The organism is Microbispora sp. NBC_01389 (assembly GCF_045040095.1).
Classification (GTDB): domain Bacteria; phylum Actinomycetota; class Actinomycetes; order Streptosporangiales; family Streptosporangiaceae; genus Microbispora.
Map to the genome: position 1 here is coordinate 4,159,105 of NZ_CP109552.1, position 17,579 is coordinate 4,176,683.

Below are 17,579 nucleotides of genomic sequence, written 5' to 3' on the forward strand. Positions count from 1 at the left end.
GCCCCTACCGGAGCTCAGGACCCGGAGGGAGTGGCGTCGGGAAGCCCGGCTTCCGGTTGCGCTGTGGCGGTTTCCGTGGCGCCAGGCTCTGTGGTGCCAGGTTCTGAGGTGTCAGGCTCTGCGGTGTCGGGCGGCCCGGTCTGAGTGGAGCCGACGTCGCGGCCGGGCATGCCGGGGAAGGCGCCGATCTCCGGCTGCCAGCCGTACGCGCGCGTCGCGCTCTCCTGCGCCGCCAGCGCGGCGAGCCGCCGCAGGGCGGGATCGCGGTCGGCGGCGAGCTCCAGGTAGGCGGTGACGATCCGCTGCTCCACGAGCAGCGCCAGGCGCACCGCGTCGGACGGCGTGCGCACCTCGAACGGCAGGCCGTAGGAGGGGCCCGGCTCGGTGGGCGTGCCGCCCCGCCGGGTGATGAGCGTGCGCAACTGGTCGCGCCGCGCCCGGTGCGCGTCGAAGCCCGCCGTCGCCCGGGCGCGCAGCGCGCCCTTCGTCCTCCCGCCGACGACTCCGTAGGCGTACACGGCGGCGTACTCGGCGGACAGCGCCCGGCCGAGGGCAGCGGCGGAGGACCCCGCGGCGGGACCCGGAGCAGGGCTCACCGCCGGGCTCACGGCGGGCGGGGTCGCGGCGGGCGGGGTCGCGGGCTCAGCCACGAAGCCTCCCCAGGGCGACGACGTGGACGGCCTCGCAGGCGCCGATGCTGACCAGAAGCTGGGCGAGTGCGGGCGAGGCCGTGGTGGTCTGCGCGGGACGCGCCGCCGCGGAGGCCTGTTCGAAGTCCCGCAGTACTCCGACGGAGACCTCGGGCGAGCCGGCAGAGGGCGATCCGGAGGGCGATCCGGACGGAGATGCGGACGGAGATGCGGGGGGCGACCCGGAGGATGACGGGGCCGGCGTGATCGGAGCGATCCCGGCGGGCAGCAGCGCGCGCAGCGCCCGCACGTGAGCCGCGTGCCGCTGCCGGAACGGCTCCAGCGCGGCGGCCCGGCCGGGCAGGGCGGCGGCCGCGCGCCCGTAAAGCGACACCAGCCGCTCCTTGTCCGCGATCAGCTCGCTGATCAGCACGGTCTGCGGGTCCGGAGGGGGCGGCGTGGCGGGTTTGTCCGGGCCGTTCGAACAGCCTCCCGCGGCGGCCAGGCCCGCCGCGGCGGCGACGCCCAGCAACGCGCGTCTGGTCACCCGCGCGCCGCCGCCGTCCCCCCTGCCGCTGTCCTTCCCACCGCCGTGCTCCACGAGACAGCATCGTACGGCGCGCCGCCCACTGGTCCCCGCCCGTGACCGTGATGATCGAGTGCGTGTCGGACGGTCGCCCGGGTGTGGCGCAGTTTCCACCTCCCGGTGTCGATAGGCTGTTGGCACATCGGGCTAGTTACATGGTCGTAGGGAGGTCGGCATGGGCAGCGGCATGGGCAGCGATGCTCGACGCGGCCGCCTGGTCGAACTGCTCGGCCCGGTGGTCGCCGCCGAAGGGTTCGACCTGGAGGACGTGACGGTCACTCCGGCGGGACGCCGGAGGCTGGTGCGCGTGGTGGTGGACCGGGACGGCGGCGTGAGCCTGGACAACGTGGCCGACGTGAGCCAGTCCGTCTCCAAGCTGCTCGACGAGGTGGACGTGCTCGGCGGCAGCGCGTACGTGCTGGAGGTCACCTCCCCCGGCGTGGACCGGCCGCTCACCGAGCCGCGCCACTGGCGCCGGGCGCACGGGCGGCTGGTGCGGGCGGAGTTGCGCGACGGCACCTCGGTGGAGGGCCGCGTGACCGGCGCGGACGAGTCCGGTGTGGAGCTGGACGGCGCGCGCGGCATCGCCTTCGGCGAGCTGGTGCGCGGCCGTGTGCAGGTCGAGTTCAACCGGCGCGACGCCGGTCTCGACGATGAGCACGACGGCGAGCTTGATGACGAACGTGATGACGAACGTGACGAGGACCTCGATGTCGACGAGGACATCGCCGACGCCGCCGACGCCGGCGACGAGGGCTAGGGGGGAGCCTTGTGGACATTGACATGAGCGTCCTGCGGAGCCTGGAGCGGGAGAAGGACATCTCCTTCGACCTGGTCGTCAAGGCGATCGAGGACGCGCTGCTGATCGCATACTTCAGGACCGAGGGCGCGGCGCAGAAGGCGCGCGCCGAGCTGGACCGCGACACGGGCCACGTGGTGATCTGGGCGGCCGAGCTGGGCGAGAACGGCGACGTCGTGCGCGAGTACGACGACACCCCGTCCAACTTCAGCCGGATCGCCGCCACCACGGCCAAGCAGGTCATCCTGCAGCAGCTCAGGGACGCCGAGGACGAGATCAACTTCGGTGAGTTCGCGAGCCGCGAGGGCGAGCTGGTGGCGGGTGTCATCCAGCAGGGCAAGGATCCGCGGGTGGTGCTGGTCGACCTCGGCAAGATCGAGGCGATCCTCCCGCACAACGAGCAGGTCCCGGGTGAGGAGTACGCGCACGGCGAGCGCATCCGCTGCTACGTCGTGCAGGTGAAGAAGGGCCCGAAGGGCCCGTCGGTCACCCTCTCGCGCACCCACCCCAACCTGGTGAAGAAGCTCTTCGCGCTGGAGGTCCCGGAGATCGCCGACGGCACGGTGGAGATCGCGGCCATCGCCCGGGAGGCGGGCCACCGCACCAAGATCGCCGTACGGTCGCGCAAGCCGGGCGTCAACGCCAAGGGCGCGTGCATCGGCCCGATGGGCTCGCGGGTGCGCAACGTGATGACGGAGCTGCACGGCGAGAAGATCGACATCATCGACTGGTCCGAGGATCCGGCCGAGTTCGTCGGGAATGCCCTGTCTCCCGCGCGTGTTTCCCGTGTCGAGGTGGTCGACGCCGATGGCCGCATGGCGCGCGTCATCGTGCCCGACTACCAGTTGTCCCTGGCCATCGGCAAGGAAGGGCAGAACGCCCGCCTCGCCAACCGGCTGACCGGCTGGCGGATCGACATCCGGTCGGACACCGAGCAGGCCCCTGCTGATCCCGCCGATGCGTCGGCGAGGTAAGCTGGAAGACGGTTGCCGGGCAGTCCCGCTGAGAACGTGTGTGGGCTGCCGGGATCGCACGGTAAAGTCCGAGTTGCTCCGCCTGGTCGTGGTCGAGGACGTCATCGTCCCCGACGTGCGAGGACGGCTCCCGGGACGTGGTGCCTCGTTGCATCCGTCCCCGCGCTGTCTGGAGCTCGCAGAGCGTCGCCGGGCGTTCCCTCGCGCGTTTCGCGCACAGGGATCGCTTGACACGTCGCTCTTGCGGGATCACCTGGAGGGGTTGACGCCGGGGCGGTCCGGGTGAATGGTTACCGCTGGTCCCCGGTGTCGGCTCCGGGAATCAGGGCACGACGTAATTGTCATGTAGGACGCCGAGTTGATGGGCGGAGTCAGATTGCTATGAGCGCCTGATGAGCACGCGGCGATGAGTACGTACAGGTAGCGACGGTCCGGCGGCACTGCTAGCCTCCCGGGCCGAGTTAGGGAGTGCAGTGGCGAAGGTCCGAGTATACGAGCTCGCCAAGGAGTTCGGGGTTGAGAGCAAGGTCGTCATGGCCAAGCTCACCGAAATGGGCGAGTTCGTGAGGTCGGCGTCCTCGACGATAGAGGCGCCGGTCGTCCGCAAACTGACTGAGGCGTTCAAGGGTGACGCCTCCAGGGGCGGGGGTAGGCCCGCCCGTCCGGCGCAGCCCAAGCCTGCGCCCAGGCCGGCTTCAGAGAGCCAGGTCAACGGGGGCGCCCCACAGGCGCCCGTTTCCCAGTCCGGCGACACGGTCGCGCGGCCGGGCCCGAAGCCGGGTCCGCGGCCCGCTCCGCGGCCGGTTCCGATGCCTCACCCGCCGGTGGCCCAGCCGGAGGCGGCGCGTCCCGAGGCCGCCCGTCCGCAGGGGCCCCGTCTGGATGCCCCGCGGCCGGACGCCCCGCGTCCAGAAGTGTCGCGTCCAGAAGTGTCGCGTCCAGAAGTGTCGCGTCCGGACGTGCGGCCCGACGTGTCGCGTCCGGACACCTCCCGGCCCGCGGCCTCAGGCCCGCGGTCTGGTGGTGCCGGAGCCGGAGCGCCCAAGCCGGGCCCGCGGCCCGCGCCGGCGCCGCGCTCCGGTGGTGCGCCCGCCGGTCCCGGTGCGCCGGGCGGTGGCGCCCCGCGTCCCGGTGGTGGTGGGCCCAAGCCGGGCCCGCGTGGCCCGCGTCCGGGCAACAACCCGTTCTCCTCGACCGCCAGCGGCATGGGCCAGCGTCCCGCGCGGCCCGGCGGCCGTGACGGCGGACGTCCCGAGCGAGGCGACCGTCCCGACCGTGGAGACGGCGCTCCTCGTGAGCCGCGCCGTGACGGCGGCCGTGACGGCTCCATGCCGCGTCCGCCCGCCGCGCGTTCCGGCCCTCCGGGAGCGGGCGGCCCGCGTCCCGGCCCCGGGGGTCCGCGTCCCGGTCCGGGCATGGGCGGTCCCCGCCCGGGTCCCGGCGCCGGAGGTCCGCGTCCCGGTGGTCCGCGCCCGAACCCGACGATGATGCCGCAGGGCCGTCCGGCCGGGCCGGGCGGCGGCGGTGGCGGCGGTCCGCGTCCCGGTGGCGGCGGCGGTCGTCCCGGTCCCGGTGGCGGCGGTGGCCGCCCGGGTGGCGGTGGCGGTCGTCCCGGTGGCGGCGGCTTCGGCGGTCCGCGTCCCGGCGGCGCCGCGACCGGTCGTCCCGGCGGGCCGGGCGGTGGTCCCGGTGGCGGTGGCGGCGGCGGCTTCGCCGGTCGTCCCGGCGGTGGCGGCGGCCGTGGCCGCGGCGGCGGCACGGCGGGCGCGTTCGGGCGTCCGGGAGGCCGTCCGACCCGTGGCCGCAAGTCCAAGCGCCAGAGGCGCCAGGAGTTCGACAACATGCAGGCCCCGGCGATCGGCGGCGTGCAGGTCACCCGTGGCGGCGGACAGACGATCCGCCTGCCGCGGGGCGCGTCCCTGTCGGACTTCGCCGACCGGATCGGTGCGAACCCGGCCTCGCTCGTGCAGATCATGCTGCACCTCGGCGAGATGGTGACCGCGACCCAGTCGGTCAGCGAGGAGACGCTCCAGCTTCTGGGCGCCGAGCTGGACTACGACGTCCAGGTCGTCAGCCCGGAGGAGGAGGACCGCGAGCTCCTCGAGTCCTTCAAGATCGAGTTCGGTGAGGACGAGGGTGACGAGGGCGACCTCGCGCCGCGTCCGCCGGTCGTGACCGTCATGGGTCACGTCGACCACGGTAAGACGAAGCTGCTCGACGCGATCCGCCACACCAACGTGGCGGCCCGCGAGGCCGGCGGCATCACGCAGCACATCGGCGCCTACCAGGTGGGGACCACCCACGAGGGCGAGCCGCGGAAGATCACCTTCATCGACACCCCGGGTCACGAGGCGTTCACCGCCATGCGTGCCCGTGGTGCGCAGGCCACCGACATCGCGGTGCTGGTGGTCGCGGCCGACGACGGTGTGAAGCCGCAGACGATCGAGGCGCTGAACCACGCGCAGGCGGCGGACGTGCCGATCGTGGTGGCGGTGAACAAGATCGACAAGGAGGGCGCGGACCCGACCAAGGTGCGGGCCCAGCTCACCGAGTACGGCCTGGTGGCCGAGGAGTTCGGTGGCTCCACGCTCTTCGTGGACATCTCCGCCAAGCAGGGCGTCGGCATCGACGGCCTGCTGGAGGCCATCCTGCTGACCGCGGACGCCGAGCTCGACCTGCGGGCGAACCCGGACATGGACGCCCAGGGCCTGGCCATCGAGGCACACCTCGACAAGGGCCGCGGCCCCGTGGCGACCGTGCTCGTGCAGCGCGGCACGCTGCGGGTCGGCGACTCGATCGTCTGTGGTGAGGCGTTCGGCCGCGTCCGGGCGATGCTGGACGACAACGGGGAGACGGTCGAGGAGGCCGACCCCTCGCGTCCGGTCCTGGTCCTCGGTCTGACCGCCGTCCCGCGCGCGGGCGACAACTTCATCGTCGTCGGCGACGACCGGATGGCCCGTCAGATCGCCCAGCAGCGGGCGGCCCGGCAGCGCATCGCCGACATGGCGAAGTCCGGCCGGCGGCGCACTCTCGAGGAACTGTTCAAGGACCTCGAGAAGGGCCAGGTCGACGAGCTCAAGCTCATCATCAAGGGTGACGTCTCCGGTTCCGTCGAGGCACTGGAGGACGCGCTGCTCAAGATCGACGTGGGCGAGGAGGTCAATCTCCGCGTGCTGCACCGCGCCGTCGGCGCCATCACGGAGTACGACGTCAACCTCGCGATCGCCGACGACAACGCGGTCATCATCGGCTTCAACGTGCGGCCCGAGGTCCGGGCCCGCGACCTCGCCGAGCGCGAGGGCGTCGACATCCGGTACTACTCGGTCATCTACCAGGCGATCGAGGAGATCGAGGCGGCCCTCAAGGGCATGCTCAAGCCGGAGTTCGAAGAGGTCAGGACCGGCACGGCCGAGGTCCGCGAGGTCTTCAAGGTTCCGAAGATCGGCAACGTCGCCGGTGTGATCGTCCGGACGGGCCTGATCACCCGCAACAGCAAGGCACGGATCATCCGCGACGGCGTCGTGGTGGCGGACAACCTCACCGTCTCGTCGCTGCGCCGCTTCAAGGACGACGCGACCGAGGTCCGCGAGGGCTTCGAGTGCGGTCTCGGTGTCGGTTACAACGACATCAAGGTCGAGGACGTCATCGAGACGTTCGAGATGCAGGAGAAGCCGCGCGTCTGACACACCGGGCCGCCGCCCCCGCACACACGTGCGGGGGCGGCGGTCGGGCGTGTTCTCCGTGGTGAGACATCAATGTTCATCGGTGCACTTACTCTTGACGTCCTGCTCGGCGACGTCCGCTCGCTGAAGCAGAAGCGCTCCGTGGTCCGGCCGATCATCGCCGAGATCCGGCGGAGCTTTCCCGCCGTCGCCGTGGCCGAGGCGGGGCATCTCGACCTGCACCGGCGCGCCGAAATCGGCGTGGCCGTGGTGTCGGAGTCGGCGGCGAACTGCGACGAGGTGCTGGACGCCTGTGAGCGGGTAGTCGCCTACCACCCCGAGATCGAGCTGCTGTCGGCGCGGCGGCGGCTCTTCAACGACCACGAGGAATAGACGGCCGGGCCCCCGCGTCAGCCGTACAGATACGAGGGAGCGTGAGCATGGACGCAGCGCGTGCCAGGAAGCTGGCCGACCGCATCCAGCAGGTGGTGGCGGAGATGCTGGAGCGGCGGATCAAGGATCCGCGGCTGGGGTTCGTGACGGTGACCGACACCCGGGTCACCGCGGACCTGAGCGACGCGACCGTCTACTACACGGTCTTCGGTTCGGAGGCGGAGCGGGCCGACTCGGCCTCCGCGCTGGAGAGCGCCAAGGGCGTCATCCGCTCCGAGGTCGGCCGGCAGACCGGCCTGCGGCACACCCCCACCCTCGCGTTCGTGCACGACCCGCTCCCCGACAACGCCCGCCACATGGACGACCTGTTCGCGCTGGCCAGGGCGAAGGACGCCGAGGTCGCGAAGCAGGCCGAGGGCGCGGAGTTCGCCGGGGAGGCCGACCCCTACCGCTTCGAGGACGATCTCGACGCCGAGGCGGCCGAGGGCGAGGAGACGGCCGAGGGCAAGGACACTGCCGAGGAGGAGCCCGGCGACCGCGCCGGACACTCCGTCCGGTGACCGCGATCGAGACCGCGATCGGCGAGCCGGACTGGCGGCGGGCGGCCGACCTCATCCACGGCGCCGGCACACTGGCGCTGGCCTGCCACGTCTCGCCCGACGGGGACGCCCTTGGCTCGATGCTGGGCCTCGGGCTGGCGCTGGCGCGGTCGGGGAAGAAGGTCGTCGCGTCCTTCGGCGACCGCGTGCTCGAGGTGCCCCGGCTGCTGCGGTTCCTGCCCGGCCAGGACCTGCTCGTCAAGGCCGCGGCCTACCCCGCCGAGCCGGATCTGATGATCACGTTCGACGCGTCCACGATGGAGCGGCTGGGCCTGCTCGCGCCGCACGCGGGCAAGGCCCGGGAACTGGTCGTGATCGACCACCACGTGTCGAACACCAGGTTCGGGACGGCCCACCTGGTGGATCCCTCGGCGGCCTCCACCACGATGGTGGTCGAGGAGCTGATCCACCGGCTCGGGCTGCCGGTGGATCGATCCGTGGCCACCTGCCTGTACGCCGGGCTGGTGACCGACACCGGCTCGTTCCGGCACTCCGTCACCACACCGGCCGCCCACGCCATGGCGGGCCGGCTGCTGGAGACCGGGCTCCGCCCGGAGGAGCTCGCCCGGGAGCTGTGGGACCGGTCGCCGTACGCGTATCTGCGGGTGCTGGGCGCGGCGCTCGGACGGGCCACGCTGGAGCCGGACGCCGCGGGCGGCCACGGGCTGGTGTGGACCTTCGTGAGCCGCGCCGACCGCGCCGCCGAGGGCCTGCCGTACGACGAGGTCGAGGGCGTGATCGACGTCGTGCGCCGGGTCGACGAGGCCGAGGTCGCGGTCGTGCTCAAGGAGGACGACGACGGCGGCTGGAACGTCTCGACCCGGTCCAAGGGCGTGGTGGACGTGGCCCGCGCCTGTGCCGCCCTCGGCGGCGGCGGGCACGCGCGGGCCGCGGGGTTCTCCTCGGCGCTGGCGGTGCCGGACACGATGGCCGCGCTGCGCCCCCTCCTCACCCCGCCGCTCCTCACCCCGCCGCTCCTCACCCCGCCCCCTCCTAGGACTGAGCCGTGACAAGAAGGCCCCCGCCGCCGAGCGGACTGATCATCGTGGACAAGCCCGCGGACTGGACGTCCCACGACGTCGTGGGCAAGATGCGCGGCGTCGCCGGCACCCGCAAGGTCGGCCACGCCGGCACGCTCGACCCGATGGCGACCGGCGTGCTGGTGATCGGCGTGGAGAAGGCGACCCGACTCCTCGGGCACCTCGCGCTGACCGAGAAGGTGTACGAGGCGACGATCCGCCTCGGGGCCTCGACCAACACCGACGACGCCGAGGGCGAGGTGACCGCCACCACGCCCGCGGGCCACGTGACCGACGAGGACCTTCGCGCGGGCGTCGCCGCGCTCACCGGCGAGATCATGCAGGTGCCGCCGCAGGTGAGCGCCATCAAGGTCAACGGGGAGCGGGCCTACAAGCGGGCCCGGGCGGGGGAGGAGGTCGTCCTCGCCGCCCGGCCGGTCACGGTGCGCGCCTTCGAGATCGGGGAGATCAGGCGGACCCCGGAGACGGTGGACCTGGACGCGGTCGTCACGTGCTCCAGCGGCACCTACATCCGGGCGCTGGCCCGTGACCTCGGCGCGTCGCTCGGCGTCGGCGGCCACCTCACCCGGCTGCGCCGCACCCGGGTCGGCCCGTACGGCATCGAGTCGGCCCGCACGATCGAGGACCTGGCCCGCGAATGCGTGATCATGCCGATGGCCGACGCGGTGGCGGCGGCCTTCCCCCGGCGGGACGTGGCCGAGGACGAGGCGCGGCTGGTCGCGCACGGCGGGCGGCTGCGCGCGGCGGGCCTCGGGCCCGGCCCGGTCGGCGTCTTCGGGCCGGACGGCGCGCTGCTGGCGCTCGCCGAGGAGAGCGGCGGGGCGGCCCGGCCCCTGGTGGTCTTCGTCTCCTGAAACCGGGGCTGGTTCCCGCGTGACCGCCCGGGCATGGCAGGCTGTCTACTGCGCGCGAGGGCGTCCGGGAGGGCGGTCCGGGCCGCCTCGCCGGAGGCGGGGCACATGGATGCGAAGCGAGGTCGAGGTGCAGAGCTGGCACGGGCTGGACGAGGTCCCGCAGGGCTGGGGCAGGTCCGTCGTCACCATCGGCGTGTTCGACGGTGTCCATCTCGGTCACCAGCGCATGGTGACGCGAACGGCCGGCATGGCCGGTGAGCTCGGGCTGCCGGCCGTGGCCGTGACCTTCGACCCGCATCCCGAGGAGGTCGTCCGGCCCGGCCACCAGCCGCCGCGGCTCACCACCACACCCCGCCGGGTCGACCTGCTGCTCTCGCTCGGCGTCGACGCGGTGTGCGTGCTGCCGTTCACGCTGGAGTTCTCCCGCATGACGCCGGACGAGTTCGTGCAGACCGCGCTGGTCGACCGCCTGCACGCGGCCGGTGTCGTGGTGGGGGAGAACTTCCGTTTCGGTCACCGGGCGGCGGGTGACCTGGAGACGCTGCGCACGCTGGGGGAGAAGTACGACTTCACGGCCGAGGGGGTGCCGCTCGTCAGCGACGGCGAGGCCATCTCCTCCACCCGGATCCGCGAGCGGCTCTCCACCGGTGACGTCGCGGGCGCGGCGGCCCTGCTCGGCCGCCCCCACCGCGTGGAGGGCGTGGTGGTCCGCGGCCACCAGCGGGGCCGCGCGCTCGGCTTCCCGACCGCCAACGTCGAGTCGCCGCAGAACACCGCCGTCCCGGCCGAGGGCGTCTACGCCGGGTGGCTGGAGTGCTTCCAGTCTCCCTCGCCGTACGAGGGGGAGCGCTGGCCCGCCGCGATCTCGATCGGCACCAATCCCACTTTCGACGGCGTGGAGCGCACCGTCGAGGCATACGCGCTGGACCGCGACGACCTCGACCTGTACGGCGCGCACGTGGCGGTGGACTTCGGCGAGCGGCTGCGCGACACGCTCAGGTTCGACTCGATCGAGGCGCTGATCGAGCAGATGCACGAGGACACGGCACAGGCCCGCGCGTTCACGTCGTGACACACCGCGACGGAGCGCCGCCGGCACCTGGTAGGGTTGTATGTCAGCCATGTTCGGTGGAGCTTTCCACCCCGGCTGTCTGTCACGGCGACTGTAGGCACGCACGGTCGTTCGCGGGCTCGAAGTGTCGCGCGTGCCATCTCATCAGAACGGAGAAGCAGTGTCGCTCGACGCCGCTACCACCAAGACCATCATCACCGAGTACGGCACCACCGAGGGTGACACCGGGTCCCCGGAGGTTCAGATCGCGCTTCTCAGCAGGCGGATCAGCGACCTGACCGAGCACCTGAAGACCCACAAGCACGACCACCACAGCCGTCGTGGTCTGCTCCTGCTGGTCGGCCGGCGTCGCCGGCTGCTGAAGTACCTGCAGGCCAAGGACATCACCCGCTACCGCTCCCTGATTGAGCGGCTGGGCCTGCGCCGATAAGGTGAGGAAGGAGCGGCGATTCCTCGCCGCTCCTTTTCCATAAACAGGCCACAATGGCCTGAGCAAGACAACTGAACAGCCGAGACACAGTGCCCCGCGTCCGCAAGCAAGCCGCAGCGCGATCCCGCGGTGTGAGAGGGCCGGTCCTCGGTAGTGGCCCCCGGTCGGCACGGCGAGAGCCGTATGGACGGACCGGGCGCTTCGATCGAAGACCGGCACTGCACCTGAACGGGGAGCCCGGCAACCGAGACGCGGGAGACCGATCCGAGAAGGAGGTCCCCCGTGGAGGGTGTCCACAGCACGGAGGCCGTTATCGACAACGGCCCCTTCGGCACGCGTACGATCAGGTTCGAGACCGGCAGGCTGGCCCAGCAGGCGGCGGGCAGCGCGGTCGCGTACCTGGACGACGAGACCATGATCCTGTCCGCGACCACCGCGTCCAAGCATCCCAAGGAGAACCTGGACTTCTTCCCGCTGACGGTCGACGTCGAGGAGCGGATGTACGCGGCGGGCCGCATCCCCGGCTCGTTCTTCCGCCGGGAGGGCAGGCCGTCGGAGGACGCGATCCTCACCTGCCGCCTCATCGACCGTCCGCTGCGCCCGTCGTTCGTCAAGGGCCTGCGCAACGAGATCCAGGTCGTCGCGACGATCATGGCTCTGCACCCCGAGCACCTGTACGACGTGATCGCGATCAACGCCGCGAGCATGTCCACGCAGCTCGCCGGGCTGCCGTTCTCCGGCCCGATCGGCGGCGTGCGGGTCGCACTGATCGACGGCCAGTGGGTGGCGTTCCCGACCCACGTCGAGCTTGAGCGCGCCACGTTCGACATGGTCGTCGCCGGCCGCACGCTCGCCGACGGCGACGTGGCGATCATGATGGTCGAGGCGGAGTCGACCCGCGACACGCTGAAGCTGGTCGCCGAGGGCGCGGTCGCCCCGACCGAGGAGGTCGTGGCCCAGGGCCTGGAGGCCGCCAAGCCGTTCATCAAGGTGCTCTGCGACGCGCAGTCCAAGCTGGCCGAGGTCGCCGGCAAGGAGACCGCCGAGTATCCGATCTTCCTCGACTACCAGGACGACGCCCTGGAGGCCGTCACCGCCGCCGTGCGGAGCGAGCTGGCCTCGGCGCTGACGATCGCCGGCAAGCAGGAGCGCGAGCTGGAGATCGACCGGGTCAAGCTGCTCGCGGCCGAGAAGCTGCTGCCCGACTTCGAGGGCCGTGAGAAGGAGATCGGCGCCGCGTTCCGCTCGCTGACCAAGAAGCTGATGCGCGAGCGGGTCGTCAGCGAGGGCGTCCGCATCGACGGCCGCGGGCCCAAGGACATCCGGCAGCTCAGCGCCGAGGTTCACGTGGTGCCCCGGGTGCACGGCTCGGCCCTGTTCGAGCGTGGCGAGACCCAGATCCTCGGCATCACCACGCTGAACATGCTGCGCATGGAGCAGATGATCGACACGCTCAATCCCGAGCGGACCAAGCGCTACATGCACAACTACAACTTCCCGCCGTACTCCACGGGTGAGACGGGCCGCGTCGGCTCGCCGAAGCGCCGGGAGATCGGCCACGGCGCGCTGGCCGAGCGGGCGCTGATCCCCGTGCTGCCCACGCGTGAGGAGTTCCCGTACGCGATCCGGCAGGTGTCGGAGGCGGTCGCGTCGAACGGCTCAACCTCGATGGGGTCGGTCTGCGCCTCCACGATGGCGCTGCTCGACGCGGGCGTCCCGCTCAAGGAGATGGTCGCGGGCATCGCGATGGGTCTCATCGGCGAGGGCGAGAACTTCGTCACGCTGACCGACATCCTCGGCGCAGAGGACGCGATGGGCGACATGGACTTCAAGGTCGCCGGCACCAAGGACCTGATCACCGCGCTCCAGCTCGACACGAAGCTGGACGGCATCCCGGCCCACGTGCTCGCCGCCGCGCTGAAGCAGGCGAGGGGCGCCCGGCTGGCGATCCTCGACGTGATGCAGGAGGCCATCGACGCTCCGGCGGAGATGAACCCGACCGCGCCGCGGATCATCACCATCAAGGTCCCGGTCGACAAGATCGGCGAGGTCATCGGCCCCAAGGGCAAGATGATCAACCAGATCCAGGACGACACGGGCGCCGAGATCACCATCGAGGACGACGGCACGATCTACATCGGCGCCACCGACGGCCCGTCCGCCGAGGCCGCCCGCACGCTGATCAACGGCATCGCGAACCCGCACATGCCGGAGGTCGGCGAGCGCTACCTGGGCACGGTCGTCAAGATCGCCGCGTTCGGCGCGTTCGTCTCGCTGCTCCCGGGCAAGGACGGTCTGCTGCACGTCTCGCAGATCCGCAAGCTGCACGGCGGCCGGCGGATCGAGAACGTCGAGGACGTCATGAACGTCGGCGAGAAGATCCAGGTCGAGATCGCCGAGATCGACTCGCGTGGCAAGCTCTCGCTGGTCCCGGTCGAGGTGGTCGAGAAGGAGGCCGCCGAGAAGGACGCCCGTGCCGAGAACGGCGCCGCGGAGAACGGCGCCGCGGAGACCGGTGCCCCGGCCCCCGAGGCCGCCGCCGCGCCGGAGGGAGAGGACGAGCAGTCGCGGACTCCGCGCCGCAGCCGCAGCCGTACCCGCGGCGGACGGGACGAGCGCAACTCGTGACGACCGAGACGCTGTTTCCGGGCAGGGAGGGTGCGGGGGTCGTCCGCCGCACCGTCCTGCCCGGCGGCCTGCGGGTCGTGACGGAGACGATGCCGACCGTGCGCAGCGTCGCGGTCGGCATGTGGGTGGGCATCGGCTCGCGCGACGAGGCCCCGGAGCACATGGGGGCCACCCACTTCCTGGAGCACCTGCTCTTCAAGGGCACGCCGACGCGGGACGCCATGGAGATCTCGGCGTCCATCGAGGGCATCGGCGGTGAGATCAACGCGTTCACCGCCAAGGAGTACACCTGCTACTACGCCCGGGTGCTCGATGAGGACCTGCCGCTGGCGATCGACGTGCTCGCCGACGTGGTGACCTGCTCGCTGGTCACCGAGGAGGACGTGGAGTCGGAGCGTGGCGTGATCCTGGAGGAGATCGCCATGCACGACGACGATCCCTCCGACGTGGTGCACGAGCAGTTCTCCACCGAGTTGTACGGAGACACGCCGATCGGCCGTCCGATCCTCGGCAACGAGGACTCGGTCAACGCGCTCACCCGCGACCGCATCCACGAGTACTACCAGCGGTTCTACGTCCCGCCCCGCACCGTGGTGTCGGTGGCGGGCAACGTCGACCACGAGCGGGTGGTCGCGCTGGTCGCGGCGGCGTACGAGCGGGCGGGCGCGCTGGGCGGCTCGGCCGCACCGGCGCAGCCGCGCGTCGGCGGGCCCGGCGTCGACGTCCGGAGCGGCGTGCGGGTGCTCGACCGGCCCACCGAGCAGGCCAACCTGGTCCTCGGCATGACCGCCGTCTCCCGCAACGACGACCGGCGCTTCGCTCTCGGCGTCCTGAACGCGGCGCTCGGCGGCGGCATGTCGTCGCGCCTGTTCCAGGAGATCCGGGAGAAGCGCGGCCTGGCCTACAGCGCGTACAGCTACACCTCCCAGTACGCCGACACCGGTCAGTTCGGGATCTACGTGGGCTGCCTGCCCTCGAAGATCGACGACGTCCTGAAGATCTGCCGCGACGAGCTGGGCAGGGTCCTGGCCGAGGGCATCACGCCCGAGGAGATCGCCCGTGGCAAGGGCCAGATGCGCGGCGGGCTGGTGCTCGGCCTCGAGGACACCGGCTCGCGCATGTCCAGGATCGGCAAGAGCGAGCTCGTCTACGAGCGGCTCATGACGGTGGACGAGGTGCTTGGGCACATCGAGGCGGTCACCCCCGAGGAGATCACCGCGATCGCCCAGGACGTCCTCAACCGGCCGCTGACGCTCGCCGTGATCGGGCCGTACGCCGACAAGGACTTCGGCTTCGCCATCGCCTGAGCGCGTCGTGAGGCTGTCATGAGCCCGTTCTGAGCCCGCTTCGCAGGCTGTGGAGGCCGCGTGTGGTGCCCCTCGCACCGCACGCGGCCTTTCGCGGTCTGTGCATCCCTCCCTTCCGCCGTCGCGGCGGCCGGGCGCTATAGCCTTGGCGCGTGATTAAGGTCGGTGTTCTTGGCGCCCGAGGGCGCGTGGGTGTGGAAGTGTGCAAGGCCGTGACCGCGGCCGACGACCTGGAGCTCGTGGCGGAGGTCGACAAGGACGACAAGCTCGACGCGCTGAGCGGCGCGGAGGTGGTGGTGGACTTCACCCACCCCGGCGTCGTCATGGACAACCTCGAATGGTGCATCTCCCACGGCATCCACACGGTCGTCGGCACGACCGGGTTCGACGACGGACGGCTGGAGACCGTGCGCGGCTGGCTGGCCGCCAATCCGGGGACCAACTCGCTCATCGCCCCCAACTTCGGCATCGCCGCCGTGCTGATGATGCACTTCGCCGAGCAGGCGGCCAGGCACTTCGAGTCGGTCGAGATCGTCGAGCTGCACCACCCGTACAAGGCCGACGCGCCCTCCGGCACCGCCCGCCGTACGGCCGAACTGGTGGCGCGGGCGCGGCGCGAGGCGGGTCTCGCCCCCTCGCCCGACGCGACCTCCACCGCGCTGGAGGGCGCCCGGGGCGCGACCGTGGACGACGTCCACGTGCACGCGGTTCGCCTCGCGGGGCTCATCGCGCACCAGGAGATCATCTTCGGCGGGGAGGGGGAGACCCTCACGATCCGCCACGACTCGATGAGCCGCGCCTCGTTCACGCCCGGCGTCCTGCTGGGCGTACGGCGGGTCGGGGGCCTTGACGGTCTCACCGTGGGCCTGGAGCACCTCCTCGACCTGTAGCCGGCGCTGTAGCCAGACTGTCCCGGCGGGCAGGGGACCACCCTGCCCGCCGTGGTCGGAACGCCGTGGTCAGAACGCCGTGGTCAGAACGCCGGGGTCAGAACAGGGCCAGACCGAGGGCGAACAGCGCGCCGAAGACGAGTTGCAGGCGCCCGGTCTGCTGCAGGGTCGCGATGAGGGCGGGGCCGGTCGCGCCCGAGCGGACCGTCCTGACGGGGGTCACCACGAGGGGGAGCGCGAGCACGGTCAGCGCGGCGAAGGGCCGCACCGGCACCAGGGCGAGCGCGCACACGAACGGCAGCACCAGGGTCGCCGCGTAGGCCAGCCGGGTCCGGGTGTCGCCCAGCACCACCGCCAGCGTGCGCTTGCCGGACGGCCCGTCGGTCACGATGTCGCGCAGGTTGTTGACCACGAGGAGCGCGCAGGCGAGCAGCCCCACGGGCACCGCCGCGGCGAGCGACAGCCAGGTCAGGCGTTCCACCTGCACGTACGTCGTGCCGGCCACGGCCACGAGGCCGAAGAACACGAAGACCGAGAGCTCACCGAGCGCGCGGTAGCCGTACGGGCGGGACCCGCCGGTGTAGAACCAGGCGGCCAGGATGGACGCGAGGCCGACCAGCAGCAGCCACCAGGCGCGGGTGGCGACCACCAGCACCAGCCCCGCGACCGCGGCGGCGAGGAAACAGGCCAGGGCGGCGGCGAGCACCCGCTTCGGCGCCGCGACACCCGAGCCGACCAGCCGCAGCGGGCCGACCCGGTCCCTGTCGGTGCCCTTGACGCCGTCGCTGTAGTCGTTCGCGTAGTTGACGCCGATCTGCAGCGCCAGCGCGACGAACAGGGCGAGCAGCGCCCGCCACCAGACCGCGCCGTCCTCCGCGACCGCCACGCCGGTGCCGACGGCGACCGGGACGACGGCGGCGGGCAGCGTGCGGGGGCGTGCGCCCGCTAACCATTGAGCTGGGGTGGCCACGTGACTCCCTTTTCCTACCTCTGCGTAGCCGGTGAAGGCGTCACCAGTCTGGCCAATCCCCTGCGGAGTGCCGACAGCGGGGTTGGCGGACGGGACGGGCGGCGGGCAGAAGGCGGGCGGTGGGCGGGGCGGGCGCGATCGGTCAGCTGATGTCGGTGGTCAGGCGGATCATCCGGATCGGGCGGCCCATGTCGAGCACGCGCTCGGCCTCGTCCTCGCCCCAGCCGGCCGACTCCAGGAAGCCGAGCATCTGGTGGTTATCGGCGAACACCCAGGTCACGACCGTGCTGTAGCCGTCCTCACGGAGGTGGTCCACGGTGGCGTTGAGAAGTCTGCTGCCGTGCCCGCGCCTGATGTGGTTGGGGTCGACGAGCAGGGTCATCAACTCGGCCGTCGTGGCCGGATGGAGGTCGGGATCCTCGGCGGGCCCGTGCGACGCCAGCCCCACGACCCGGTCGGACGCGCGCTGCGCCGCGGTCGCCAGAATCCCGCCTGGCCCGAGCGCGGTGAACGCGTCGGTGTCGGGCACCACCCGCTCGACGGCGACGAGCAGGCGGTGACGCGGCGTGGGCGGCGAGAGGATCGCCTCCTCCCACTGGCGGCGCCACATCTTCTCCGCCGCCGGACCCGTCATGTGCTCCAGCGGGACCGGTGGCAGGAAGTCGCGGTAGACCGCCTTCCACGCCCGGATCTGGGTGCTGGTCACCGCGTCGACGTCCTCGAGGCGGGCAGCTCTCACACCCATT

General features: G+C 72.0%; 17 protein-coding genes. 13 read left to right on the forward strand and 4 right to left on the reverse strand.

Annotation, left to right across the window (positions count from 1 at the left end; all coding sequences use genetic code 11):
* Positions 1-14: 14 nt before the first annotated feature.
* The gene (locus OG344_RS18750; protein ID WP_405084197.1) at positions 15-650 is read right to left on the reverse strand and encodes a ferritin-like domain-containing protein; all 636 of its coding nucleotides are present in this window, start codon (positions 648-650) and stop codon (positions 15-17) included.
* Positions 643-1,230 (reverse strand): hypothetical protein, encoded by a 588-nt coding sequence (locus OG344_RS18755; RefSeq protein WP_405084198.1) that lies wholly within the window; start codon positions 1,228-1,230, stop codon positions 643-645. Before OG344_RS18755 ends, OG344_RS18750 begins: the two co-directional genes overlap by 8 nt.
* Positions 1,231-1,402: 172 nt before the next feature.
* On the opposite strand from OG344_RS18755, the gene rimP reads away from it, so the two are divergent.
* The 13 genes from rimP (at position 1,403) to dapB (ending at position 15,863) form a co-directional block, all read left to right on the forward strand.
* Complete coding sequence (gene rimP, locus OG344_RS18760) at positions 1,403-1,975, forward strand: ribosome maturation factor RimP (RefSeq protein WP_327049539.1); 573 nt, start codon at positions 1,403-1,405, stop codon at positions 1,973-1,975.
* Positions 1,976-1,998: 23 nt separating this feature from the next.
* Positions 1,999-2,988, forward strand: a complete 990-nt coding sequence (nusA, locus tag OG344_RS18765) for a transcription termination factor NusA (RefSeq protein ID WP_405084199.1) — start codon at positions 1,999-2,001, stop codon at positions 2,986-2,988.
* Positions 2,972-3,274: a YlxR family protein gene (locus OG344_RS18770; RefSeq protein WP_405084200.1), complete on the forward strand. Its 303-nt coding sequence runs from the start codon at positions 2,972-2,974 to the stop codon at positions 3,272-3,274. Before nusA ends, OG344_RS18770 begins: the two co-directional genes overlap by 17 nt.
* Before the next feature lie 187 nt (positions 3,275-3,461).
* Complete coding sequence (gene infB / locus OG344_RS18775) at positions 3,462-6,671, forward strand: translation initiation factor IF-2 (protein ID WP_405084201.1); 3,210 nt, start codon at positions 3,462-3,464, stop codon at positions 6,669-6,671.
* Between the two features lie 72 nt (positions 6,672-6,743).
* Entirely contained in the window at positions 6,744-7,043 is a 300-nt protein-coding gene (locus OG344_RS18780; RefSeq protein WP_327044588.1) for a DUF503 domain-containing protein, read from the forward strand.
* A 47-nt stretch (positions 7,044-7,090) separates the two neighbouring features.
* Positions 7,091-7,603, forward strand: coding sequence for a 30S ribosome-binding factor RbfA (gene rbfA, locus OG344_RS18785; protein WP_405084202.1), 513 nt, complete (start codon positions 7,091-7,093; stop codon positions 7,601-7,603).
* A complete protein-coding gene (locus OG344_RS18790; RefSeq protein ID WP_405084203.1) occupies positions 7,600-8,652 on the forward strand; it encodes a bifunctional oligoribonuclease/PAP phosphatase NrnA in 1,053 nt (350 codons plus the stop codon). The genes rbfA and OG344_RS18790 overlap by 4 nt, the downstream gene beginning before the upstream one ends.
* Complete coding sequence (truB, locus tag OG344_RS18795) at positions 8,649-9,536, forward strand: tRNA pseudouridine(55) synthase TruB (protein ID WP_327044591.1); 888 nt, start codon at positions 8,649-8,651, stop codon at positions 9,534-9,536. The genes OG344_RS18790 and truB overlap by 4 nt, the downstream gene beginning before the upstream one ends.
* Positions 9,537-9,663: 127 nt before the next feature.
* The gene (locus OG344_RS18800) at positions 9,664-10,608 is read left to right on the forward strand and encodes a bifunctional riboflavin kinase/FAD synthetase (RefSeq protein WP_327049540.1); all 945 of its coding nucleotides are present in this window, start codon (positions 9,664-9,666) and stop codon (positions 10,606-10,608) included.
* Positions 10,609-10,768: 160 nt separating this feature from the next.
* Positions 10,769-11,038 carry a 30S ribosomal protein S15 gene (rpsO, locus tag OG344_RS18805; RefSeq protein WP_150936800.1) on the forward strand — a complete coding sequence of 90 codons (270 nt, stop codon included), beginning with the start codon at positions 10,769-10,771 and terminating at the stop codon, positions 11,036-11,038.
* A 282-nt stretch (positions 11,039-11,320) separates the two neighbouring features.
* Positions 11,321-13,666 (forward strand): polyribonucleotide nucleotidyltransferase, encoded by a 2,346-nt coding sequence (locus tag OG344_RS18810; RefSeq protein WP_327044592.1) that lies wholly within the window; start codon positions 11,321-11,323, stop codon positions 13,664-13,666.
* Entirely contained in the window at positions 13,663-14,973 is a 1,311-nt protein-coding gene (locus tag OG344_RS18815) for a M16 family metallopeptidase (protein WP_405084204.1), read from the forward strand. The genes OG344_RS18810 and OG344_RS18815 overlap by 4 nt, the downstream gene beginning before the upstream one ends.
* A gap of 152 nt (positions 14,974-15,125) precedes the next feature.
* Entirely contained in the window at positions 15,126-15,863 is a 738-nt protein-coding gene (gene dapB / locus OG344_RS18820) for a 4-hydroxy-tetrahydrodipicolinate reductase (RefSeq protein WP_327044594.1), read from the forward strand.
* Positions 15,864-15,960: 97 nt separating this feature from the next.
* Here the strand turns inward: dapB and OG344_RS18825 are convergent, their stop codons facing one another.
* Both OG344_RS18825 and OG344_RS18830 read right to left on the reverse strand, forming a co-directional pair.
* Positions 15,961-16,833 (reverse strand): 1,4-dihydroxy-2-naphthoate polyprenyltransferase, encoded by an 873-nt coding sequence (locus tag OG344_RS18825; RefSeq protein WP_405084205.1) that lies wholly within the window; start codon positions 16,831-16,833, stop codon positions 15,961-15,963.
* A gap of 142 nt (positions 16,834-16,975) precedes the next feature.
* Positions 16,976-17,578 carry a GNAT family N-acetyltransferase gene (locus OG344_RS18830; protein ID WP_150936814.1) on the reverse strand — a complete coding sequence of 201 codons (603 nt, stop codon included), beginning with the start codon at positions 17,576-17,578 and terminating at the stop codon, positions 16,976-16,978.
* Between the last annotated feature and the right edge of the window lies 1 nt (position 17,579).

Excerpts from the sequence above, each read along its gene's own strand:
- OG344_RS18770 (WP_405084200.1), top strand. The coding sequence starts at position 2,972 with ATGCGTCGGCGAGGTAAGCTGGAAGACGGTTGCCGGGCAGTCCCGCTG.
- OG344_RS18830 (WP_150936814.1), bottom strand. The coding sequence starts at position 17,578 with ATGGGTGTGAGAGCTGCCCGCCTCGAGGACGTCGACGCGGTGACCAGC.
- rimP (WP_327049539.1), top strand. The coding sequence starts at position 1,403 with ATGGGCAGCGATGCTCGACGCGGCCGCCTGGTCGAACTGCTCGGCCCG.
- OG344_RS18780 (WP_327044588.1), top strand. The coding sequence starts at position 6,744 with ATGTTCATCGGTGCACTTACTCTTGACGTCCTGCTCGGCGACGTCCGC.
- rbfA (WP_405084202.1), top strand. The coding sequence starts at position 7,091 with ATGGACGCAGCGCGTGCCAGGAAGCTGGCCGACCGCATCCAGCAGGTG.
- nusA (WP_405084199.1), top strand. The coding sequence starts at position 1,999 with ATGAGCGTCCTGCGGAGCCTGGAGCGGGAGAAGGACATCTCCTTCGAC.